Genomic DNA, 21,288 nt, shown 5'->3' with positions numbered 1-21,288 from the left:
GGCCGATGCGGCGGGCGCCGGTACGGCCTTCGCGCCGAGCTCGAACAGGTGGCTCGGCGGCGGCTCGATCAACGCCGTGAGCTCGACGATGCCGGGCGGCGTCTCGACCACACCGAGCTGCGTGCGGTCGACGAAATTGCGCTGCACCCAGCCGCGCTGGACCATCACGGTCCGCTCGCTGCCTTCGAGCGCGAACGGCGTCAGCACATAGAAGCCCGGCGTGCCGTGCATCTGGCGGTTGTCCAGGTAGACCGTCTGCGCCGTGAGCCACAGGCCGCGCAGGCGCACCGGCCGGTGCAGCTCGGCGGCCGCTTCGCCCAGCGCCAGGAACTCCGCCTGAGAGAGCGGGGGCTTCTGCTTTTGCGCGTCGATGCGGGCCTGCAGCGCTTCTTTCTGCGCGGCGCGCGAGAGCTGCCAACGCCCCAGCGACACGGTGGCTGCCAGCGCCAGCACGGCCGCCAGCGTGACGATCAGGAAACGGCCGCTGCCTGCGCGGCGGCGCGGCGTGGCAGAGGAGGCAAGGGGCTCGGGAGGCTCGGAGGTCACTGGAGCGGACGGGGCGTGCGGCCGATAATGCGGGTCATGAAATACTTCGTCGCCCTGATCTTTCTGGGCATCTTCGCGAGCCTCGCCTTCGCGCTCTACTTCATGCTGAAGGACGGTCGCGACGGGCAAAACAAACGCGGGGGCATGGCCCGCGCGCTCACCTTTCGGATCGGCCTGTCGGTCTTTTTGTTCCTGTGCATGCTGCTGGCCTGGAAACTCGGCTACATCCAGCCCACCGGGCTCCCGCTCGGGAAGTAACAGATGGTGCTCGTTCCACGAGAACCATGAAAAAGGCGCCTTACGGCGCCTTTTTTCTGGAATGCCGTGAGGTTTTTCGCTCAAAGCCAATAGACCAGCACGTACAGGCCCAGCCAGACCACGTCCACGAAGTGCCAGTACCAGGCGGCGCCTTCGAAGCCGAAGTGACGCTCGGCGGTGAAGTGGCCCTTCTGCAGGCGCAGCGTGATGAACAGCAGCATCAGCATGCCGATGAACACGTGCAGGCCGTGGAAGCCGGTCAGCATGAAGAAGGTCGAACCGTAGGTGCCCGACGTGAGCTTGAGGTTCAGTTCGGTGTACAGGTGGAAGTACTCGTAGCCCTGCACGCCCAGGAAGATCACGCCCAGCAGCACGGTGAGCCACATGAAGCGGATGCACTGTGCGCGGTGGTCGGCGCGCAGCGCGTGGTGGGCGATGGTCAGCGTCACGCCCGAGCTCAGCAGCAGCGCGGTGTTGATGGTCGGCAGCCAGAACGGGCCGACGGTCTGGAAGGGCTCGATGATGCCGGCCGGCGAACCGGTCACGCCGGCCGCGACGCTGGGCCACACGGCCTTGAAGTCGGGCCAGAGGATCGCGTTGTCCAGGCTGCCGAGCGTCGGCAGCGCGTGGGTGCGGGCCCACCACAGCGCCGTGAAGAAGGCGCCGAAGAACATCACTTCCGAGAAGATGAACCAGCTCATGCTCCAGCGGTACGAGAGGTCGATCTTGTGGCCGTACTGGCCGCTCTCGCTCTCGCCGACGGCGGCACGGAACCACACGAAGAGCGTGCCGAGCCAGATCACCATGCCCAGCAGCAGCGACCAGGCGCCCCACTGGTGGCTGTTGATCCATTGCCCCGCGCCGAGGATCACGAAGAACAAGCCGATCGCGGACACGACCGGGTAGGCCGAGGGTCCGGGCACGAAGTAGTAGGGCGTGGTGCCGTGGGTGGTTGAACTCATATCAGCTCCTGGCTTTCTTTCTTCTCTCGATTCAATGATTCTGGAGATCGTGGTTTTTTATCTTCGGCTCAGCAGGCAGCGCTCAGGCGGTCGCGACCACATGCCGCACCAGCAGCACCAGCCCGACCACGAAGACGATCACTGCGGCAAACGCCACCACGATGACGTGCAGCGGATTGAGCTTGCCCAGGTCTTCCTTGTAGGCGCTGTTGCGACGCACCCCGAAGAACGACCAGCCCACCGCCTTCATCGTGTCCCACAGCGTGGACTTGCGGCGCGGGCCATCGGGCGGCAACGGCGAGGTCACGAGCGCGGCTCATCTGCGACAGCATGCGAAACGGCGGCCACCGGGGCCGGTGGCGTCTTGCCGCCCACCTCGAAGAAGGTGTACGACAGCGTGATGGTCTTGACGTCCTTCGAGATCTTCGGATCGATCACGAAGGCGACCGGCCACTGCTTCTTCTCGCCCGCATCGAGCGTGTACTGGTTGAAGCAGAAGCACTCGAGCTTGTTGAAATGCGCCGCGGCCTGCTGCGGCGCGTAGCTCGGGATGGCCTGCGCGGCCATGCGGCGGTTCTGCGTGTTCTGGAACTCGTACATCACCGTGTTCAGCTGGCCCGGGTGCACTTCGATGAAGCGCTCGGCCGGCTTGAAGTCCCAGAGGCCACCGCGCACGTTGGAGTCGAACTCGACCTTGATCGTGCGGGTCATGTCGACCTGCGTGTTGTCGGGCACGCGCACGTTCTTGGCGCCGCTGGCGCCGCCCGGCACCTGGAGCTCGGAGAGCGCGAGGATGTTGATGCCGGTCATCTCGCAGATGGCGCGGTACATCGGCACCAGCGCGTAGCCGAAGGCGAACATGCCGCAGGTCACGACGGCCAGCTTGCCGACCATGCGGACGTTGGCGCGGCGGATGCGTTGACCGAGGCTCATGCTGTTGCTTCCGTTCGGGAGTGCGATGCGGCGCGGTCAGCGACCGCTGAACCAGACCATGCGGACGATGAAGCCGATGAAGAAGATCACCGCGATGGAGGCCAGCGTGAGCCCCATGCGTCGGTTGTTCTTTCTTTGTTCGGGCGTCGTCATCGTCGTGCGGTCGTGGTGCTTGTGCGGCGTGCGCGGGTGATCAGCCGATCACCTTGGTGGCGGTCACGTCGAGCTTGGGCGGGTTCTCGAAGGTGTGGAACGGGGCCGGCGACGGCACTTCCCACTCGAGGCCTTCGGCCGCTTCCCAGGGCTTCTGGGCTGCTGCTTCACCCTTGCCGCGCATCGAAGGCAGCACGATGAACAGGAAGAAGTAGACCTGCGCGAAGCCGAAGAAGAACGCACCCACCGAGGCGATGGCGTTGAAGTCGGCGAACTGCATGGGGTAGTCGGCATAGCGACGCGGCATGCCGGCCAGACCCAGGAAGTGCATCGGGAAGAAGGTGACGTTGAACGAGATCAGCGACCACCAGAAGTGGACCTTGCCGCGCGTTTCGTTGTACATCACGCCGGTCCACTTGGGCGCCCAGTAGTAGAAGCCCGAGAACATGGCGAACAGCGAGCCGGCCACCAGCACGTAGTGGAAGTGGGCCACCACGTAGTAGGTGTCTTGCAGCTGCGTGTCGATCGGCGCGACCGCGAGGATCAGGCCGGTGAAGCCGCCCATCGTGAACACGAAGATGAAGCCGACCGCGAACAGCATGGGCGTCTCGAAGGTCATCGAGCCCTGCCACATCGTCGCGATCCAGTTGAAGATCTTCACGGCCGTGGGCACGGCGATCAGCATGGTCGCGTACATGAAGAACAGCTGGCCCGTGAGCGGCATGCCGGTCGTGAACATGTGGTGGGCCCACACGATGAACGACAGGATGGCGATCGACGAGGTGGCGTACACCATCGAGGCGTAGCCGAAGAGCTTCTTGCGGGCGAAGGCCGGAACGACCTGGCTGATGATGCCGAAGGCCGGCAAGATCATGATGTAGACCTCGGGGTGGCCGAAGAACCAGAAGATGTGCTGGTACATCACCGGGTCACCGCCGCCGGCGGGGTTGAAGAAGCTGGTGCCGAAGTGGCGGTCGGTCAGCGTCATCGTGATGGCGCCTGCGAGCACGGGCATCACGGCGATCAGCAGGTAGGCGGTGATGAGCCAGGTCCAGCAGAACATCGGCATCTTCATCAGTGTCATGCCGGGGGCGCGCATGTTGAGGATGGTCACGATGATGTTGATCGAACCCATGATCGACGAAGCGCCCATGATGTGCATCGCGAAGATGCCGGCGTCCATCGAGGGGCCCATCTGCAGCGTGAGCGGGGCGTACAGCGTCCAGCCGGCCGCGGGCGCGCCGCCGGGCATGAAGAACGAACCGGCCAGCATGATGGCCGCCGGGATCAGCAGCCAGAAGCTGAAATTGTTCATGCGCGCGAACGCCATGTCGGACGCGCCGATCTGCAGCGGGATCATCCAGTTCGCGAAGCCCACGAAGGCCGGCATGATCGCGCCGAACACCATGATCAGGCCGTGCATGGTGGTGAACTGGTTGAACAGCTCGGGGTTCACCAGCTGCAGGCCGGGCTGGAACAGCTCGGCGCGGATCAGCAGGGCGAGCACGCCGCCGATCATCAGCATCGTGAAGCTGAACAGCAGGTAGAGCGTGCCGATGTCCTTGTGGTTGGTCGCGAACACCCAGCGGCGCCAGCCGGTGGGCGCGTGGTGATCGTGATGCTCGTCGTGTGCGTGGCCGCCGGGGGCGTGACCGTGGGGGTCGAGGACTGCGCTCATGTCGTTGTTCCTTGCAATTTCTTCTTCGCGGGGCGCCGTCGGATCACTTGCCGCGCAGGGCCAGTACTTCAGCCGGTTGCACCAGCTGGCCCGTCTTGTTCGACCAGCTGTTCTTGGTGTACGTGGCCACGGCCGCGAGGTCGGTGTCGCTCAGCTGTTTCCAGGCAGGCATGGCACCGTTGTTCTGGCCGTTGAGCAGCACCATCAGCTGCACCTTGTGGTCGGAATCGGTCACCTTGGCTGCGCCGTCGAGCGGCTTGATCGGGCCTGCGCCCTTGCCGTTGGCCTGGTGGCAGGCCGCGCAGTTGGAGGCGTAGACCTTCTCGCCGCGTGCCAGCATGTCGGGCAGCGTCCAGACCTTGGTCGGGTCGTCGAGCTTGGCGGCGGCTTCCTTGCGCTTGGTGGCGACCCAGGTCGTGTAGTCGGCGGCCGAGACCACCTTCACGTGGATCGGCATGTAGGCGTGTTCCTTGCCGCACAGTTCCTGGCACTGGCCGTAGTAGTCGCCCACGGTCTCGGCGCGGAACCAGGTGTCGCGCACGAAGCCGGGAATGGCGTCCTGCTTGAGGCCCAGCTGCGGCACGGCGAAGGCGTGGATCACGTCGTTCGCGGTGGTGATGATGCGGACCTTCTTCTGCACCGGCACGACCATCGGGTTGTCGACCTTGAGCAGGTAGTCGTCGGGCATGGCGCCCTTGGCACCGGCGTCGGACATGGCGCGCTGCGAGCTGTCGAGCGTCGAGATGAAGGCCAGGCCCTCGCCTTCGCCGTTCAGGTAGTCGTAGCCCCACTTCCACTGGTAGCCCGTGGTCTTGATCGTGAGGTCGGCGTTCGTGGTGTCCTTCTGGGCCACGAGCACCTTGGTGGCGGGCAGCGCCATCACGATCACGATGAGGAAGGGCACGATGGTCCAGATGACCTCGACCACCACCGATTCATGGAAGTTGGCGGCCTTGTGGCCCACCGACTTGCGGTGCTTCCAGATGGAATAGAACATCACCGCGAACACGGCGACGAAGATGACCGTGCAGATGATCATCATGATCGTGTGGAGCAGATGCTGCTCCTGCGCGATCTTGGTCACGCCGACCGGAAGATTCAGCTGGCGCACCGAAGGGCCGCCGGGCAGATCGTTGACTGCGTGCGCCGCGTTGCTGAACGCCGCGCCGGCCGCCAGCAACAGATTCGCCGGCCTGTACTTATTGCGCCAAATGCTCTTCATCGTGTTCACGTTTCTTCAATTTTTCGAAAACCCAACCGTGCAGCACCGCGCGAGCCCCCTCAGGCGCCACGCAACGCCATGCGAATCTCGCGCGCCAATGCGGCTCGCAACTCCGGGCGTACATAGCGCCCCACCCTGACCGATCGACCCTGCCCCGAGACCTCGATCAGTGAACGATCGCCGGTCTGCGGTTCGATCCGCACCTGGTGCGGAAGAAATTCCGTGCGTTCGTAGTGCCCACCGTTCTCGAGCTCCACGACGAGGCGTCCGCCCTGCAGCGCGATCCGTTCGCCATCGGTGGCATGCCGCGCGTACATCATGAACGCAAAGCCCACCGCGGCCAGTTCGAGCCAGGCGAATGGCAATACCAGCGGCGCACCGTGCAGCCAGAACACCATGCCCGTTCCCAGAGATACCACGCACAGCGAGGCGTAGAGCCAGCCCAGCTGGCTCGGCGTCACCGAGCAATTTCGTTTCAGGAACCAGTGGATGTTCTGGCCTGAAACGGTGGCAAAACGAAACACGGAATTCGACACGGGCGAGTTCAGCAAATCGGTGCGTCGATGGTGGCCAAACCCCTCGTACAAACAGGATCCGACACCCCTCGATCACGGGACAATACCCGCGAGTTTCACGCAACGGCGGATTGTAGCGGGTAGAGCGCGGGCCCCGCGCACCGAATGAGGGCTGCCGGGTCGCTCAGGCGCCAGGGCGGCCGCGCTGGAGCATCGATCGCATCTCGCGCAGCGAGACCGCGCTCTCGGGCGAGAGCGCCACGCGCGGCGTCGGCTTGAAGGCGTGGCCGTAGATGACCTCGAAGGTCAGCGCGATGCGGCCCTCGCCTTCCGCGGCCGGCGCCAGCTCGGGCAGGGCCTGCTTGAGCGCGCGGTGCCAGGCCTTGCCGCGCAGTGCGGGGAAGCGCGCCGGATGCAGGTTGCGGCCCAATGTGCGCAGCTCGGCCAGGGCGGCCTCGGGGGTGGCCCAGGTGAGCACGATGCGCTCCATGTCCATCACGGGCTCGGCGAAGCCGGCGTGCACGAGCATGTCGCCCCAGTCGTGCATGTCGGTGTATTCATGGCCGGCGGCGGGCCAGCCGAGCCGGGCATGCAGGGCGCGCAGCTCGCGCACGGTGTCCGGGCCCAGGCAGGAGAACATCAGGAAGCCGTTGGTCGCGACCAGCCGGTGCCACTGCGCGATGAGCGCCTCGGGGTCGGCTGCCATGTGCAGCGACATGTTGGCCCACAGCAGGTCGACGCCGTCTTCGGGCGTGGCGTCGAAGCGGGCCTTGCCGCCCTGCCAGCGGCGCGCGCTCCACCAGGGCGCGGTCAGCGCCTCGCCGGTCCGGTCGGCCAATGCGGGTTCGGATTCGATGACGAAGGCTTCGGCGTCGCGGTAGCGGCGGGCCAGCAGCGCGTGCGCCTCGAGGCCGCCGCGCAGCGGCGACCAGTCGGCCCAGGTGCGGGGCTGCGCTTTGATCCATTGCAGCCGGTCTTCCATCCGGCGGCCGATTTCCTCGTGCAGCCAGGGCGAGCCCTCGACGGGCGCGAGCCGGCGCCAGCGGTCGGCCGCCGTGGGATCGATGGTCGGCGGTCTTCTTGCGGGGTCGGTGGCCATGGGGCCGTGAGTATATTGAGGCATGCACAACCGCCGGGCCCTGAGGCCTTTCACCTCGCTGCTCGCGCGGCTGCCCAGCCAGTGCGAGGTCTGCCGCGCCTGGCCCGCGCAGCGCGTGTGCGACGCCTGCGTGGCCCGCTTCGCGCCGCCGACCCCTCGCTGCGGCGGCTGCGCGCTGCCGATGCCCGAGGGCGTGGCCCGCTGCGGCGAATGCATCAGGCACCCGCCGCCGCTCGACGCCTGCCTCGCGGCCTGCACCTATGCCTGGCCGTGGCCCGACTGCATCGCCCAGTTCAAGTTTCGCGGCGAAGCGGGCTGGGCCGGCCCGCTGGCCACCCTGCTGCGCAGCGCGCCGTGGGTGGAGCCGGCGCTGGAGCAGTGCGACCTCGTGCTGCCGATGCCGCTGGCGCCCGGCCGGCTGGGCGAGCGCGGCTTCAACCAGGCGCACGAGCTCGCGCGCCGGCTGGCACCGGCCAAGACGGATGCCGCGCTGCTGCTGCGCACGCGCGACACGCCCGCGCAGAGCGGCCTGCCGCGCGCCGACCGGCTGCGCAACCTGCGCGGCGCCTTCGCCGTGGAGCCGCTGCGCGCCGACGGCCTGCGGGGGCGGCGCGTGGTGCTGGTGGACGACGTGATGACCAGCGGCGCCTCGCTGTTCGCCGCGGCCGCCACCTTGCGCCTGGCGGGCGCGGCGCACATCACCGGCGTGGTGCTGGCGCGGACCGATCCGCCGCGCTGAACCCGCCGGCGGCGCCCGCGACAATCGGCGCATGTTCCATATCGTCCTGGTCCACCCCGAAATTCCGCCGAACACCGGCAACGTGATCCGTCTCGCGGCCAACACCGGCTGCGCGCTGCACTTGGTGGAGCCGCTCGGCTTTTCGATGGACGACCGCCTGCTGCGCCGCGCCGGCCTCGACTACCACGAGTACGCCGAGGTCAAGCGCCACGCCGACTGGGCCGCGCTGCTGGCCACGCAGCAACCGCCCGCCGAGCGCCTATTCGCGCTGACCACGCGCGGCACCCGCGCCGTGCACGACGTGCGCTTCCAGCCCGGCGACTGGCTGGTGTTCGGCTCGGAAACCGCCGGACTGCCGCCGCCGATCCGCGATGGCTTCGCCGAGGCGCAGCGCCTGCGGCTGCCGATGCGCGCCGGCCAGCGCAGCCTGAATTTGTCGAACGCGGTGGCAGTCACGGTGTTCGAAGCCTGGCGGCAAAACGGTTTCGCCTGACGGCCCTTCGCACGGCAGGGGCACATCCGATCGGCGCCGCGTGGCGTATGGGAAGACATGCCGGTGATTCGCACCAGCATCCGTCCCCTCAACGCCGACTGCCAAGGAGTCCCGCCATGCACACCACCACCCTGCGCCTGATCACGATCGCTGCCCTCGCCTTCGCCGGCGGCGCCCATGCCTTCCAGGGCGAGCAGAACCCGCTGCCGCCCGCGCCCTTCCAGTCGTCGCTGACGCGCGCCCAGGTCCAGCAGCAGGCCCTGCAGCCGCTGCAGATCAGCAATGGCGGCACCGGCGTCGCCCGGCCGACCGCAGGCAATGTCGACCGTGCGGCGGTGCGCGCAAGCGCCGTCGGCATCACCCGGCAGGGCGCCGCCACCTACGGCGAAGTCACCGACCGCCGGATGTAAAGAGAAGAAGAAAAGAGAAGCCGCTCAGGGAAAACGGCGCACCACCGACTCGGCGACGCACGCCGGCTTGGCGGCGCCTTCGAGTTCGATCGTGGTTTCCCAGGTCATCTGCAGGCCGTTGTTGGGAATCGGCTCGGCGCTCAGCAGCTTCATGCGGGCGCGCAGGCGTTGGCCCACGGGCACCGGCGACATGAAGCGCACGCGGTTCAAGCCGTAGTTCACACCCATGCGCGACTCGACCACGTCGATGGCCGTCTCGAAGAACTTCGGCAGCAGCGACAGCGTGAGAAACCCGTGCGCGATCGGCGCGCCGAAGGGGCCGGACTTGGCCCGTTCCACATCGACGTGAATCCATTGGTGATCGCCGGTCGCCTCGGCGAACTGGTTGACCTGCTGCTGCGTCACGCTGATCCAGTCGCTCACGGCGACTTCCTGGCCGACGCAGGCGGCGAGATCCTGAAGGGTCTGGAATGTCTTTTTGGTCATGCGGGGCATTCTGGTGCCAAGGGCACAAGGCTGGCTGTCGGACTTGCGACAACCGGGATTCAGGGAAATCCGGGGATCAGTTCAGGCGTCGAGCCATTCGCAGATCGGCGCCCACTGGTCCAGGTCGCGCTGCACGCGCCCCGGCGCAATGTCGAACAGCGTGAGCCCGCGCGCCGCCAGCTGCACGTAGTTCTGCGTGTCGCGCAGCTCGCCCAGCACGGGCACGCCCAGGCCGGCGATGAACTCGTGCAGCCGGTCGGCCGCCAGCGTGCGGGCGTTCACGCGCATGCCGACCAGGCCGATGCGGGTCTTCTCGGCGCGGCGGCTCTCCAGCAGGCGGTCCAGGAAATCGCGCGTGGCGTAGATGTCGAAGATGCTCGGCTGCAGCGGCACGATCACGCGGTCGGCCAGCGCCAGCACCTCCTTGAAGCGCCAGCCGTGCAGGCCGGCGGGCGTGTCGAGCACCGCGTGGGTGGTGCCGCGCGGCGGGCGCACCACGGTGCTGTCGCCGGTGGCCTCCCAGGTGGCGATGGGGCGGGCCTGCGGCGGGCGCAGGCCGAGCCACAGCCGCGAGGACTGCTGGCGGTCCACGTCGCCGAGCATCACGGCATGGCCGCGGCTCGCGAAGTAGCCCGCGATGTTCGTTGCAATCGTCGACTTGCCCACGCCTCCCTTGGGATTGGCGACCAGAACCACCGGCATGAGGATCTCCTCCAGAACGGGAACAGGGCTGGATGGTAGTCGCCCCGGGTGGCGCGTCGGCGACGGCGGGCCGTCTGCGTTATGTTCGCCACATGACGACAACAACATCCACGGAGAACCCCGCCAGCATCTATGTGCTGGCGGCCCACCCCCACTGGCGCGACTCGCGCGTGAACCGCCGGCTGTTCGCCGCCGCGCAGCGCGTGCCGGGCGCCGACGTGAACGACCTGTACGGCAGCTACCCCGATTTCGCCATCGACGTCGAGGTCGAACGCGAGCGGCTGGCGCGCGCGGACCTGGTGGTGCTGTTGCACCCGATCCAGTGGTACTCGATGCCGCCCCTGCAAAAGCTCTGGGTCGACGACGTGCTGGGCTACGGCTGGGCCTACGGCCCCGGCGGCACCGCGCTGCAGGGCAAGGACTGCTGGCTGGTCGCCACCACCGGCGGCCCCGAGCCGAGCTACCACCCGCAAAGCTACAACCGCTACTTCTTCGACGCCTTCCTGCCGCCCTACGAGCAGACCGCCGCGCTGTGCGGCATGCGCTTCCTGCCGCCGCTGCTGCTGCACGGCGCCCGCCGCGCCAGCGAGGCCGAGGTGGCCGCGCATGTCGAGGTGTTCGTGCAACGCCTGGAAAGCTACCCGGTGTGGCCGGAGATGGACGAGCTCGACGCCTGCATCGCCTGCCCGGTGCCCGAGACCGACCGCCCCGCCGAATCCGACGACGTGGGCCAGGTGATGGCCGGCGCGTTCCACAGCGCGATGACGCACGGTCTGGCCGTCGCCAACGGCAGCAGCACCCACAAGGCGGCCTGAGCATGGAACACGCACCCGCCTGGCTGACCAGCAGCCTGATCTACCTGAGCGCCGCCGTGCTGGTGGTGCCGCTGTCCAAGGCCCTGGGCCTGGGTTCGATCATCGGCTACCTCGTGGCCGGCATCGCCATCGGCCCCTGGGGCCTGGGCCTCGTGTCCAGCGTCGAAGACGTGCTGCATTTCGCCGAGTTCGGCGTGGTGCTGATGCTGTTCCTCGTGGGCCTCGAACTCGAGCCCAAGCGCCTGTGGAGCCTGCGCCGCCCGATCTTCGGCTGGGGATCGGCGCAGGTGCTCAGCTGCGCGGCGGTGCTGTTCGCCGTCGGCTGGGCCGTGGGCGCACCGTGGCGCGTGGCGCTGGTGGCCGCGCTCGGGCTGGCGCTGTCGTCCACCGCCATCGCGCTGCAGGTGTTCGGCGAACGCAACCTGCTGAAGACGCCCAGCGGTCAGGCCGGCTTCTCGATCCTGCTGTTCCAGGACGTGGCGGCGATCCCGATCCTTGCGCTGCTGCCGCTGCTGGCCGGCGCCACGGCGGCCGAGCAGGCCGTGAGCGGGCTGGACCGCGCGCTCGAGGCGCTGAAGATTGTCGGCGTGATCGCCGGCATCATCCTCGGCGGCCGGCTGCTGCTGCGCCCGATCCTGCGCTGGATCGCGCGCAGCGACACGCCCGAGATCTTCACCGCCGCCGCGCTGCTGCTGGTGGTGGCCATCGCGGCGCTGATGCAGTTCGTCGGCCTGTCGATGGCGCTGGGCGCCTTCCTTGCCGGCGTGCTGCTGGCCGAGAGCGAATACCGGCGCGAGCTCGAGACCGACATCGAGCCCTTCAAGGGCCTGCTGCTCGGGCTGTTCTTCATCGCGGTGGGCATGTCGATCAACTTCGGCGTGCTGCTGGCCAACCCGGGGGTCATGGCCTTGCTGGTGGTGAGCTTCCTGGTCATCAAGCTGGTGGTGATCTACGCGCTGGCCAAGGCCATGGGCCTGGCCTACCAGGAGCGGCCGGTGTTCACGCTGCTGCTGGCGCAGGGCGGCGAGTTCGCCTTCGTGGTGTTCCAGGCCGCCGGGCCCGACGTGCTGCCGCCGCAGACCACCTCGCTGCTGATCGGCGCGGTGGCGCTGTCGATGCTGTTGTCGCCGCTCTTGCTGGTGCTGCTCGACAAGTTCGTGCTGCCGCGCTACAGCCACGCGGGCGGGCCGCAGCTCGAAGAGATTTCGGAGCAGCAGGACGCCAAGGTGCTGATCTGCGGTTTCGGGCGCTACGGCCAGATCGTCGGTCGCCTGCTGATGTCGCAGGGCCTGCGCGTGACGGTGCTCGACCACGACGCCGACACCGTCGAGGGCCTGCGCCAGTTCGGCTTCCGGGTGTTCTACGGCGACGCCACGCGGCTGGACCTGCTGCGCACCGCGGGCGCCGGCACGGCGCGTGCCATCGTGGTGGCGGTGGACGACATCGAGCAGTCGCTGGACATCGTCGACCTGGTGCGCGAGAACTTCCCGCAGGCGCGCATCATTGCGCGCGCACGCAACGTGACCCACCTGTTCCAGCTGCGCGACCGCGGCGTGCAGGACATCGAGCGCGAGGTGTTCGAGTCGTCGCTGCGCAGCGCGCGCTCGGCGCTGGAGGCACTGGGCTGGCCGGCGGCCGAGGCGCGCGAGGCGTCGATGCGTTTCCGCCAGCGAAACCTCAAGCTCAGCGACGAGATCTACCCGCACTACAAGGACCGCGCCAAGCTGATCGCCGCCAACAAGGCGGGCCGCCAGCAGTTCGAGGAACAGATGGCCCGCGAGCGCGAGGAGCGCAAGCTGCGCTCGGGGCAGGACTGGGACCGGCTCGGCGAAGACGAACCAGCAGGCGACGCGAAAGCGCCCTGAGGCCCGGGGTCAGACCGGCACAGTCAGGTACACGCCCTCGCGGCCGATCACCGGTGCGCGGGTCGGCATGAAGATCGTGCAGCCGTCGCAGGGCGAGCGGATCTCGCGCCCGGCCTGCACCGCGATCAGCTCACCCTGGTCGAAGGTCTCGAAACCGAGCACCGGGCGCACGAAGGCGAAGTCGTCCGACGTGACCATGTGGACCTCGAGCAGCCGGAAGCGGCGCGCGGCCACCGGCACGCGCGGCACCGGGTCGACGAGCCCGAGGTGCGCCAGGAAGCGCAGCGACACGTCGGTGGCCAGGTCGGCCGCCGACTGCGCGAAGTGCTGGCCGCACTCGACCACCACCGCGCCGCCGTCGATGCCCGGCTCGCCGTGGCGGCCGTAGGCCGTGACGCCCGTGCCGGGCGCGGCGCCCACGGGCATCACGAGGTGCACCGCCGGGCCGCCGACGGCCTGCGCCAACCCTGCATTGCGTTCGAACTCCGGGTAGACCCAGAAGGGCTGCACGGGGGCACGCGTGGAATGGATGTCCAGCACGTAGTCGGCCGCGTCGAGCACCGGCCGCAGTTCGCGCGCGCGGCGCAGCTCGGGGCTGTGCTCGGAGCCATCAAGCAGCTCGGGCGACCAGATGCGGTTCAGGTTGTGCACCAGCTGGCGGTTCTCGTAGGGCCGGTCGATGTCGAAGGCCTCGTAGGCCTCGACGTTCGCGAAGCTCACGGTGAGCGTGCCGATCTTCGGGCGCACGCCGCTGTCGAGCAGGTGCGTGGCCGCGACCATGCCGCAGATCTCGTTGCCGTGCGTGAGTGCGTTGACGAGCACGTGCGGGCCCGGCTTGCCGGACGCGAAGCGGTGCACGTAGTCGATGCCGGTGTTGCCCTGGCGGTAGGCCGAGAGGTCGCGCGGCAGCACCTCCAGCGGGGCGGTGTCGGGTGCGAAGGTCGGCAGTGTCTGCGTCATGGAACCAGCCGCCCGCTCACTCGCCGCGGATGCCGGCGCGCTTGACCATCTCGCCGTACAGCGCGAGCCGCTCCGACATCATGGCCGTGAACTGCGCGGGCGACTGCGCCTCGGGCGCGAGCGAGCCGCGTGCCAGCAGCGCCTCGACCATCGTCGGCTGTTCGGCCACCGTGCGCACGGCCTTGTGCAACGCGGCGATGACCTCGGGCGGCGTCTTCGCGGGCGCGGCCAGGCCGATCCACGAGGTGGTGTTCAGCACCGGATAGCCCAGTTCGGTGAAGGTCGGCACGTCGGGCAGCGCCGCGACGCGCGTGGGCGAGGCCACGGCCAGCGCGCGCAGCTTGCCGGCCTGGATGTGCGGCAGGAAGGGCGCGAGGTTGTCCAGGCCGAACTGCACTTCGTTGGAGATCAGCGCGGTCACCAGCGGGCCGCCGCCGCGGTAGGGCACGTGCGTGGCATTGAGCTGCAGCTGCGACTTCATCAGCTCCACGTTGAGCTGGCCCATGCTGCCCGGCCCGGCGCTGCAGAAGTTGAGCTCGCCCGGGCGCGACTTCACCAGCGCCACGAACTCCTTGAAGGTCTTGGCGGGCACGGCCGGGTTCACCAGCAGCACGTTGATGGAGCGCGCGAGCTGGCTGATCGACAGGAAATCCTTGATCGGGTCGTAACCCGGGTTGGCCTGCGTCAGCGGGTTGGCCAGGTGCGAGCTCTGCGATGACACCACGAGCGTGTAGCCGTCGGGCTTGGCGCGCGCCACCTGAGCGCTGGCGATGGAGCCGCCGGCGCCGGCGCGGTTGTCGATGACCACCGGCGTGCCCAGCGCCTTCGACAGCGGCTCGGCGTACAGCCGCGCGATCAGGTCGACCGAGCCGCCGGCCGGGAACGGCACCACCAGCGTGACCGGGCGGGCCGGAAAGGCCTGGGCGCGCGCGGTCAGGGGCAGCAGCGCCGCCGTCAGGCCGGCGCCGAGGATCTCGCGCCGACGCAGGGCGGGCACGGCGGGGGTGGTGGAACGCATGGCAAGGTCTTTCTGCAAGGGAAGGCGGGCGGGCAGAGGCTCAGCCCGGATTTGTGCATTCATTTTTGCAAGGAGGCCCTATTTTTGCAATACTCGTTGCAAACATGAGGTTTCTCCGATGCCGCACGCAGACACCCCCGCCGCCCCCAGCCTGAACCAGCGCATCTCGGGTTACGGCAAGAAGCTCACGAAAAGCGAGCGACGCCTCATCGAGGAATTGCAGGCGCACCATCCGCAGGGGCTGCTCGAATCTGCAACGAGCCTTGCAAGAAAGGTGGGCACCAGCGCCTCGACCGTGGTGCGGCTGCTCGCCAAGCTGGGCTACGAGAGCTACGCGCAGGCGCAGATGGAGGCGCGCGCCGAAGTCACTGCCCTGCTGGCCTCGCCCGCCACGCGCGCCGACGCGGTCATCGGCGACGACACCTCCGTGCGCAGCTGCCTGGACAACGCGCTGCTGCACGACCAGCACAACCTGGCCGCCACCTTCGCGGCGCTCGACGTGGACGCGTTCGAGGCGGCGGTGAAGCTGCTCACGCAGCGCAAGGTGCGCGTGCACGTGCTCGGCCAGCGCAACGGCCTGCCGCTGGCCAGCCACCTCGCGCTGAACCTGAACCTGTGCCTGCCCGACGTGCGCCTGCTGGGCGGTGCGGGCGCGCTGCCGCTGGAAGACCAGTTGCTGCGCATCGACGACAACGACCTGCTGCTCACGCTCACCTTCCGCCGCCACTCGCTCGCGATCGCGCGCACGGCGGCCTACTTCCGCGAGAAGGGCGCGAAGGTCGTCATGGTCACCGACAGCCCCACCGCGCCCGCGGCGGCCTCGGCCGATCACCTGCTGCTGGTGCGCACCTCCAGCGCCTCGCCCTTCGATTCGTACACGGCGGCGCTGTCGGTCTGCAATGCCTTGATCACCGCGGTGGCGCAGCGGCGCAAGAAGGAGCTGGCCGCCGTGTTCGAACGCGGCGCGGCGCTGTGGGAGCCGCACTGGAACGAGGCGGCGCCGCGCGCCGCCTGAGCCTCAGGCCGCCGGGGTGCCGAGCCCCAGCAGGCGCACCGCGTTGTCCTTGAGGATGCCGGGCATCACCTCGGGCTTGAAGCCGGCGGCCTCGAAGTCCTTCATCCAGCGGTCGGGCGTGATCAGCGGGTAGTCGCTGCCAAACAGCACGCGGTCTTTCAGCAGCGTGTTGGCGTACTGCACCAGCTGCTTCGGAAAGTACTTGGGGCTCCAGCCCGACAGGTCGATCCACACGTTGGGCTTGTGCGTGGCCACGCTCAGCGCCTCGTCCTGCCAGGGGAAGCTGGGGTGGGCCATGACGATCTGCATGTCGGGGAAGTCGATGGCCACGTCGTCCAGGTGCATCGGGTTGCTGTACTCCAGCCGCAGGCCGCCGCCGCAGCGCATGCCCGAGCCGATGCCGCTGTGCCCGGTGTGGAAGATGGCCGGCAGCTTGTACTCGGCGATCACCTCGTAGATCGGCCAGGCCATGCGGTCGTAGGGGTGGTAGCCCTGCACGGTGGGGTGGAACTTGAAGCCCTTCACGCCGTGCTCCTCGATGAGCCGGCGCGCCTCGCGCGCGCCCATCTTTCCCTTGTGCGGATCGACGCTGCCGAAGGCAATCATGATGTCGCTGTTCTGTGCCGCCGCCTCGGCGATCTCCTCGTTCGGGATGCGCCGGCGGCCCATGTTCGACTCGGCGTCGACCATGAACATCACCAGCCCGATCTTCCTTTCACGGTAGTACGCCACGCTCTCGGCGATGGTGGGGCGGCGGTTCGAGCCGAAGAACTTGTCGGCCGCGCGGTCGTATTCCTCGCCGTAGTTGTCGAAAGGGTTCCAGCAGCTCACTTCGGCGTGGGTGTGGATGTCGATCGCGATCAGGTTCCGTGGGTCCATGTCGTTGTCTCCGGTTCGGGTAAGTCCCTAGGTTTCGGGAGGCTCCAATGCCTTGAATTGATTATTTCTCATAACCATAATCCAACGCAACCCCGCACACCATCATGACCAATCCAGACCTCCACCTCGACATCCGCGACGACGTCGCCATCGTTCGTCTCACGCGCGGCGCCAAGCGCAACGCGCTGTCCGACGGCCTGATCCTCGCGCTGCGCGACACCTTCGAGACGCTGCCCGCCACCGTGCGCGCAGCCGTGCTCGACGGCGAGGGCCCGCATTTCTGCGCCGGCCTGGACCTGAGCGAGCTCAAGGAGCGCGACGCCGGCCAGGGCATGCAGCACTCGCGCCTGTGGCACAGCGCGCTCGACCTGATCCAGCACGGCCCGGTGCCGGTGGTGGCGGCGCTGCACGGCGCGGTGGTCGGCGGCGGGCTCGAGCTGGCCAGCGCCTGCCACATCCGCGTGGCCGACCGCTCCACCTTCTACGCGCTGCCCGAAGGCTCGCGCGGCATCTTCGTGGGCGGTGGCGGCTCGGTGCGCATTCCCAAGCTGATCGGCGTGGCCCGCATGACCGACATGATGATGACCGGCCGCGTCTACAACGCCGAAGACGGCGAGCGCGCCAACTTCGCGCAGTACCTGGTCGACGAAGGCACCGCCTTCGACAAGGCCCTGGAGCTCGCCAAGCGCATCGCCACCAACGCGCCGCTCACCAACTACGCGCTGATGCACGCGCTGCCGCGCATCTCCGAGCAATCGGCCGACCACGGCTTCTTCACCGAAGCGCTGATGTCGGGCATCGTCCAGGCCGCGCCCGAAGCGAAGGAACGCGTGCGCGACTTCCTCGAAGGCCGTGGCGCCAAGGTGAGCAAGGGATGACCGCCGTGCGCTACCGCCCGCTGGCCTTCGGCGTGACGCGCGCGGTGCTGCGCGACGGCGCGCCGGGCACGCGCTACCTCACGGCCGAGACGCCGCTGCAGGCCTACCGCGAGCGCATGACCGACCGGCTCGCGCACTGGGCGCAGGTGGCGCCCGATCGCACCTTCATCGCACGCCGCGAGCGCCTGCCCGACGGCCGCACCGGCGACTGGCTGCGCGTGAGCTATGCGCAGGCGCTGGAAGAAGCGCGCGGTATCGGACAGGCCCTGCTCGATCGCGGCCTGAACGCCGAACGCCCGGTCGTGATCCTGAGCGAAAACGGCATCGAGCACGCGCTGCTCGCGCTGGGCTGCCTCTACGCCGGCGTGCCCTACTGCCCCGTGTCGCCGCCCTATGCGATCGTGAGCCAGGACTACGACAAGCTGCGTCACGTCATCGACACGCTCACGCCCGGCCTGGTGTTCGCCGCCGACGCCGCGCGCTTCGCCAAGGCCATCGCGGCCACCGTGCTCGCCGGCACCGAGGTCGTGCTCGCCGAAGGCACGCTCGAAGGCCGCGCCACCACGCGCTTCGACGTGCTCGCCGCCACGCCGGCCACGCCCGCCATCGACGCGGCGATGCAGGCCACCGGCCCCGACACCATCACCAAGTTCCTCTTCACCTCGGGCTCGACCAAGATGCCCAAGGCGGTGATCAACACGCACCGCATGTGGTGCGCCAACCAGCAGCAGCTGCGCCAGTCGATTCCCGCGCTGGGCGACGAGCCGCCGGTGCTGGTCGACTGGCTGCCCTGGAACCACACCTTCGGCGGCAACCACAACGTGGGCATCGTGCTGGACAACGGCGGCACGCTGTTCATCGACGACGGCAAGCCCACGCCCGCCGGCATGGCCGAGACGCTGCGCAACCTGCGCGAAGTCGCACCCACCATCTACTTCAACGTGCCCACCGGCTTCGAAGCGATTGCCAACGCGATGGAAAGCGACGCCGTGCTGCGCCGCAACCTGCTGTCGCGCGTGAAGATGTTCTTCTACTCGGGCGCGGCGCTTGCGCAGCCCGTGTGGGACAGCCTGCACCGCACGCAGGAATCGGAAGTCGGCGAGCGCATCGTGATGGGCACCGGCCTGGGCATGACCGAGTCGGGCCCCTTCGCGCTGTACGTGACCGGCCCCGACGTGAAGTCGGGCGACGTGGGCCTGCCGGCCGCCGGCATCGAGCTCAAGCTGATCGAAGTCGACGGCAAGACCGAGGTGCGCTACCGCGGCCCCAACATCACGCCCGGCTACTGGCGCGCGCCCGAGGCCACCGCCGAGGCCTTCGACGACGAAGGCTTCTTCTCCACCGGCGACGCGGTGAAGTGGATCGACGACGGCGACATCCATCGCGGCCTGCGCTTCGACGGCCGCATCGCCGAAGACTTCAAGCTCGCCACCGGCACCTTCGTGAGCGTGGGCCCGCTGCGCGCGAAGATCATCGCGGCCGGCTCACCCTATGTGCAGGACGCGGTGCTCACGGGCATCAACCTGAAGGAGGTCGGCGCGCTGATCTTCCCGACGCAGAAGGTGCGCCAGCTCGCCGAGCTGCCTGCCGACGCCCCGCTGCAGCAGGTGCTCGAGAGCGCGCCCGTGCAGGCGCACTTCCAGCAGGTGGTGGACACGCTCGCGGCCGGCGCCACCGGCAGCGCCAACCGCATCGCGCGGCTGCACCTGATGGCCGAGCCGCCCTCGATCGACAAGGGCGAAGTGACCGACAAGGGCTCCATCAACCAGCGCGCCGTGCTCAAGCACCGCGCCGCACTGGCCGACGCGCTGCACGCCGACACGCTGCCTTTCACGCTCAAGCCCCGCTAACCCAATCAGGAGACAACCCATGAAGATCGAAGGACAAGCCGCACTCGTCACCGGCGGCGCCTCGGGCCTCGGCGAAGCCACCGCGCGCGAACTCGCACGCCTGGGCGCCAAGGTCGCGGTGCTCGACCGCAACGCCGCACTCGCAGAGAAAGTGGCCGCTGAGATCGGCGGCGTCGCCTGCGTCTGCGACATCACCGACACCGACAGCGTGAACGCCGCGCTCGACAAGGCCGCTGCCGCACACGGCCCCGCGCGCATTTTGATGAACGTCGCCGGCATCGGCAGCGCCAAGCGCATCGTCGGCAAGGACGGCAACCCGGCGCCGCTCGAAGACTTCGTGCGCGTGGTCAACATCAACCTCATCGGCGGCTACAACATGGCACGCCTGTTCGCGGCGCGCTGCGCGAAGCTCGACGCGCTCGACAACGGCGAGAAGGGCGTGATGCTCTTCACCGCCTCGGTCGCGGCCTTCGACGGCCAGGTGGGCCAGCAGGCCTACAGCGCCTCGAAGGGCGGCCTCGTCGGCATGACCCTGCCGATGGCGCGCGACCTCGCGCAGCACGCCATCCGCGTGTGCACCGTGGCGCCCGGCCTCTTCGCCACGCCGCTGCTGCTGGAGCTGCCCGAGCCGGTGCAGCACTCGCTGGCCGCGTCGATCCCATTCCCGCCGCGCCTGGGCAAGCCGTCGGAGTTCGCCGAGCTGGCCTGCCACATCGTCACCAACGGCCACCTCAATGGCGAAGTGATTCGCCTCGACGGCGCCCTCCGAATGGCGCCGCGCTGATTCCCGCCCCCGCAGACAACCAGGAGACAATACCATGACCACCCGACGCCAATTCACGGCGGCGCTCGGCGGCACCGCCGCGCTCGCCGCATTGCATCCCCTTGCCGCACTCGCCCAGGCGGTGCAGCAGCAGGTGAAGATCTACTACGGCTTCCCGGCCGGCAGCGCGGGCGACAGCGTGGCCCGCCGCGTGGCCGACAAGCTGGGCAACACGCCCTTCACCGCCACCAACCCGGTGGTCGAGAACAAGCCCGGCGCGGGCGGGCGCATCGCGCTCGACACGCTCAAGACCTCGCCGGCCGACGGCGCGGTGCTGTGCCTCGCGCAGGCCTCGGCGCTGTCGATCTACCCGCACATCTACACCAAGCTCAGCTACGCCATCCCCGACTTCGCGCCCATTTCCATCGGCGCCGTCATGACGCACGGCCTGGCCGTCGGCCCGATGGTGCCGGCCAGCGTGAAGACGCTGAAGGACTACATCGCCTGGGCCAAGGCCAACCCCGGCCAGGCCAGCTACGGCTCGCCGGGCGCGGGCTCCACGCCGCACTTCCTGGGCGCGCTGCTGGGCCTGAGCACCGGCACCGACCTGCGCCACGTGCCCTACCGCGGCTCGCTGCCCGGCATCAACGACGTGGTGGGCGGCCAGATCGCCTCGTGCCTGACGCCCGCCGGCGACTGCCTGCCCTTCGCCAAGGCCGGCAAGCTGCGCGTGCTCGCCACCTCGGGCGCGCAGCGCCCCGCCTACCTGCCCGACGTGCCCACCTTCACCGAGCAGGGCTTCCCCGAGATCGTGGCCGACGAGTGGTTCGGTTTCTTCGCACCGGCCAAGACGCCCGCCGCGACCATCGCCGTCGCGAGCACCGCGATCCAGGCCGCGCTGAAGGACAGGGCCGTGGCCGACGGCCTGCTGTCGGTGGGCCTGATCGCGCACGGCTCCTCGCCCGAAGAGATGAAGAAGTCGCTGCAGTCCGAGTACGAACGCTGGGGCCCGCTGGTCAAGAAGATCGGCTTCACCGCCGAGTCCTGAA

At 68.6% G+C, this 21,288-nt stretch carries 25 protein-coding genes; 11 read left to right on the top strand and 14 right to left on the bottom strand.

The features are described from left to right. Window positions 1-546 (bottom strand): SURF1 family protein (locus AC07OH_RS31245; RefSeq protein ID WP_495303267.1); only part of this gene is annotated, 546 nt, incomplete at its 3' end. 27 nt (window positions 547-573) lie between these two features. Here AC07OH_RS31245 and AC07OH_RS31240 point away from each other — a divergent pair. Beyond that, window positions 574-804, top strand: coding sequence for a twin transmembrane helix small protein (locus tag AC07OH_RS31240; RefSeq protein ID WP_062481367.1), 231 nt, complete (start codon window positions 574-576; stop codon window positions 802-804). Window positions 805-884: 80 nt separating this feature from the next. Here AC07OH_RS31240 and AC07OH_RS31235 read toward each other — a convergent pair whose 3' ends face one another. The 8 genes from AC07OH_RS31235 to AC07OH_RS31200 form a co-directional block, all read right to left on the bottom strand. Beyond that, window positions 885-1,766 (bottom strand): cytochrome c oxidase subunit 3, encoded by an 882-nt coding sequence (locus AC07OH_RS31235; RefSeq protein ID WP_307695018.1) that lies wholly within the window; start codon window positions 1,764-1,766, stop codon window positions 885-887. Between the two features lie 82 nt (window positions 1,767-1,848). Then, window positions 1,849-2,016 (bottom strand): DUF2970 domain-containing protein, encoded by a 168-nt coding sequence (locus tag AC07OH_RS31230; RefSeq protein WP_099797201.1) that lies wholly within the window; start codon window positions 2,014-2,016, stop codon window positions 1,849-1,851. Between the two features lie 53 nt (window positions 2,017-2,069). Beyond that, window positions 2,070-2,699, bottom strand: coding sequence for a cytochrome c oxidase assembly protein (locus AC07OH_RS31225; protein ID WP_056577955.1), 630 nt, complete (start codon window positions 2,697-2,699; stop codon window positions 2,070-2,072). Between the two features lie 36 nt (window positions 2,700-2,735). Then, window positions 2,736-2,852, bottom strand: coding sequence for a cytochrome oxidase small assembly protein (locus AC07OH_RS31220; RefSeq protein ID WP_217493469.1), 117 nt, complete (start codon window positions 2,850-2,852; stop codon window positions 2,736-2,738). A 40-nt stretch (window positions 2,853-2,892) separates the two neighbouring features. After that, the gene (gene ctaD / locus AC07OH_RS31215; protein WP_369630066.1) at window positions 2,893-4,530 is read right to left on the bottom strand and encodes a cytochrome c oxidase subunit I; all 1,638 of its coding nucleotides are present in this window, start codon (window positions 4,528-4,530) and stop codon (window positions 2,893-2,895) included. A 43-nt stretch (window positions 4,531-4,573) separates the two neighbouring features. Then, on the bottom strand, window positions 4,574-5,752 hold the full coding sequence (coxB, locus tag AC07OH_RS31210) for a cytochrome c oxidase subunit II (RefSeq protein WP_489057690.1): 1,179 nt from the start codon (window positions 5,750-5,752) through the stop codon (window positions 4,574-4,576). A 59-nt stretch (window positions 5,753-5,811) separates the two neighbouring features. Then, window positions 5,812-6,288 carry a DUF2244 domain-containing protein gene (locus AC07OH_RS31205; RefSeq protein WP_056578078.1) on the bottom strand — a complete coding sequence of 159 codons (477 nt, stop codon included), beginning with the start codon at window positions 6,286-6,288 and terminating at the stop codon, window positions 5,812-5,814. A 163-nt stretch (window positions 6,289-6,451) separates the two neighbouring features. Continuing rightward, window positions 6,452-7,366 (bottom strand): class I SAM-dependent methyltransferase, encoded by a 915-nt coding sequence (locus AC07OH_RS31200; RefSeq protein WP_495303266.1) that lies wholly within the window; start codon window positions 7,364-7,366, stop codon window positions 6,452-6,454. A gap of 22 nt (window positions 7,367-7,388) precedes the next feature. Between AC07OH_RS31200 and AC07OH_RS31195 the strand changes: the two genes are divergently transcribed. The 3 genes from AC07OH_RS31195 to AC07OH_RS31185 all read left to right on the top strand — a co-directional run bounded on the left by AC07OH_RS31195 (window position 7,389) and on the right by AC07OH_RS31185 (window position 9,008). Further along, complete coding sequence (locus tag AC07OH_RS31195; RefSeq protein WP_495303265.1) at window positions 7,389-8,105, top strand: ComF family protein; 717 nt, start codon at window positions 7,389-7,391, stop codon at window positions 8,103-8,105. A 31-nt stretch (window positions 8,106-8,136) separates the two neighbouring features. Continuing rightward, on the top strand, window positions 8,137-8,598 hold the full coding sequence (gene trmL / locus AC07OH_RS31190; protein ID WP_495303264.1) for a tRNA (uridine(34)/cytosine(34)/5-carboxymethylaminomethyluridine(34)-2'-O)-methyltransferase TrmL: 462 nt from the start codon (window positions 8,137-8,139) through the stop codon (window positions 8,596-8,598). A gap of 116 nt (window positions 8,599-8,714) precedes the next feature. Then, window positions 8,715-9,008 carry a DUF4148 domain-containing protein gene (locus AC07OH_RS31185; RefSeq protein WP_495303263.1) on the top strand — a complete coding sequence of 98 codons (294 nt, stop codon included), beginning with the start codon at window positions 8,715-8,717 and terminating at the stop codon, window positions 9,006-9,008. Between the two features lie 24 nt (window positions 9,009-9,032). Here the strand turns inward: AC07OH_RS31185 and AC07OH_RS31180 are convergent, their stop codons facing one another. Continuing rightward, on the bottom strand, window positions 9,033-9,503 hold the full coding sequence (locus AC07OH_RS31180; RefSeq protein ID WP_062479484.1) for a MaoC family dehydratase: 471 nt from the start codon (window positions 9,501-9,503) through the stop codon (window positions 9,033-9,035). 72 nt (window positions 9,504-9,575) lie between these two features. Then, a complete protein-coding gene (locus tag AC07OH_RS31175) occupies window positions 9,576-10,196 on the bottom strand; it encodes a nucleotide-binding protein (RefSeq protein WP_070061962.1) in 621 nt (206 codons plus the stop codon). 92 nt (window positions 10,197-10,288) lie between these two features. Between AC07OH_RS31175 and kefF the strand changes: the two genes are divergently transcribed. Continuing rightward, window positions 10,289-11,011, top strand: coding sequence for a glutathione-regulated potassium-efflux system oxidoreductase KefF (kefF, locus tag AC07OH_RS31170; protein ID WP_495303262.1), 723 nt, complete (start codon window positions 10,289-10,291; stop codon window positions 11,009-11,011). Between the two features lie 2 nt (window positions 11,012-11,013). Continuing rightward, complete coding sequence (gene kefC, locus AC07OH_RS31165; RefSeq protein ID WP_307589379.1) at window positions 11,014-12,876, top strand: glutathione-regulated potassium-efflux system protein KefC; 1,863 nt, start codon at window positions 11,014-11,016, stop codon at window positions 12,874-12,876. A gap of 9 nt (window positions 12,877-12,885) precedes the next feature. On the opposite strand, the gene AC07OH_RS31160 is transcribed toward kefC, so the two are convergent. Both AC07OH_RS31160 and AC07OH_RS31155 read right to left on the bottom strand, forming a co-directional pair. Continuing rightward, window positions 12,886-13,836 carry a M14 family metallopeptidase gene (locus AC07OH_RS31160; RefSeq protein WP_495303261.1) on the bottom strand — a complete coding sequence of 317 codons (951 nt, stop codon included), beginning with the start codon at window positions 13,834-13,836 and terminating at the stop codon, window positions 12,886-12,888. Window positions 13,837-13,852: 16 nt separating this feature from the next. Continuing rightward, window positions 13,853-14,854, bottom strand: coding sequence for a Bug family tripartite tricarboxylate transporter substrate binding protein (locus AC07OH_RS31155; RefSeq protein WP_495303260.1), 1,002 nt, complete (start codon window positions 14,852-14,854; stop codon window positions 13,853-13,855). Window positions 14,855-14,972: 118 nt separating this feature from the next. Here AC07OH_RS31155 and AC07OH_RS31150 point away from each other — a divergent pair, with 118 nt between their 5' ends. Next, window positions 14,973-15,869 carry a MurR/RpiR family transcriptional regulator gene (locus AC07OH_RS31150; protein ID WP_495303259.1) on the top strand — a complete coding sequence of 299 codons (897 nt, stop codon included), beginning with the start codon at window positions 14,973-14,975 and terminating at the stop codon, window positions 15,867-15,869. Window positions 15,870-15,872: 3 nt separating this feature from the next. On the opposite strand, the gene AC07OH_RS31145 is transcribed toward AC07OH_RS31150, so the two are convergent. Then, window positions 15,873-16,748: an amidohydrolase family protein gene (locus tag AC07OH_RS31145; protein WP_070061956.1), complete on the bottom strand. Its 876-nt coding sequence runs from the start codon at window positions 16,746-16,748 to the stop codon at window positions 15,873-15,875. Window positions 16,749-16,852: 104 nt separating this feature from the next. Between AC07OH_RS31145 and AC07OH_RS31140 the strand changes: the two genes are divergently transcribed. The 4 genes from AC07OH_RS31140 to AC07OH_RS31125 are packed head-to-tail and all read left to right on the top strand — an operon-like array spanning window position 16,853 to window position 21,287. Further along, the gene (locus AC07OH_RS31140) at window positions 16,853-17,626 is read left to right on the top strand and encodes a crotonase/enoyl-CoA hydratase family protein (RefSeq protein WP_095746702.1); all 774 of its coding nucleotides are present in this window, start codon (window positions 16,853-16,855) and stop codon (window positions 17,624-17,626) included. Then, window positions 17,623-19,476, top strand: a complete 1,854-nt coding sequence (locus tag AC07OH_RS31135; RefSeq protein ID WP_495303258.1) for a feruloyl-CoA synthase — start codon at window positions 17,623-17,625, stop codon at window positions 19,474-19,476. Before AC07OH_RS31140 ends, AC07OH_RS31135 begins: the two co-directional genes overlap by 4 nt. A 19-nt stretch (window positions 19,477-19,495) precedes the next feature. Further along, window positions 19,496-20,260, top strand: coding sequence for an SDR family NAD(P)-dependent oxidoreductase (locus tag AC07OH_RS31130; RefSeq protein WP_095746704.1), 765 nt, complete (start codon window positions 19,496-19,498; stop codon window positions 20,258-20,260). Window positions 20,261-20,294: 34 nt separating this feature from the next. Then, on the top strand, window positions 20,295-21,287 hold the full coding sequence (locus tag AC07OH_RS31125; protein ID WP_495303257.1) for a Bug family tripartite tricarboxylate transporter substrate binding protein: 993 nt from the start codon (window positions 20,295-20,297) through the stop codon (window positions 21,285-21,287). Window position 21,288: the final 1 nt, after the last annotated feature.

This window comes from Variovorax sp. GW821-FHT10C12, assembly GCF_059415405.1.
Note: the sequence above shows the minus strand (reverse complement) of the source record. Positions and strands in the feature narration are given on the sequence as shown.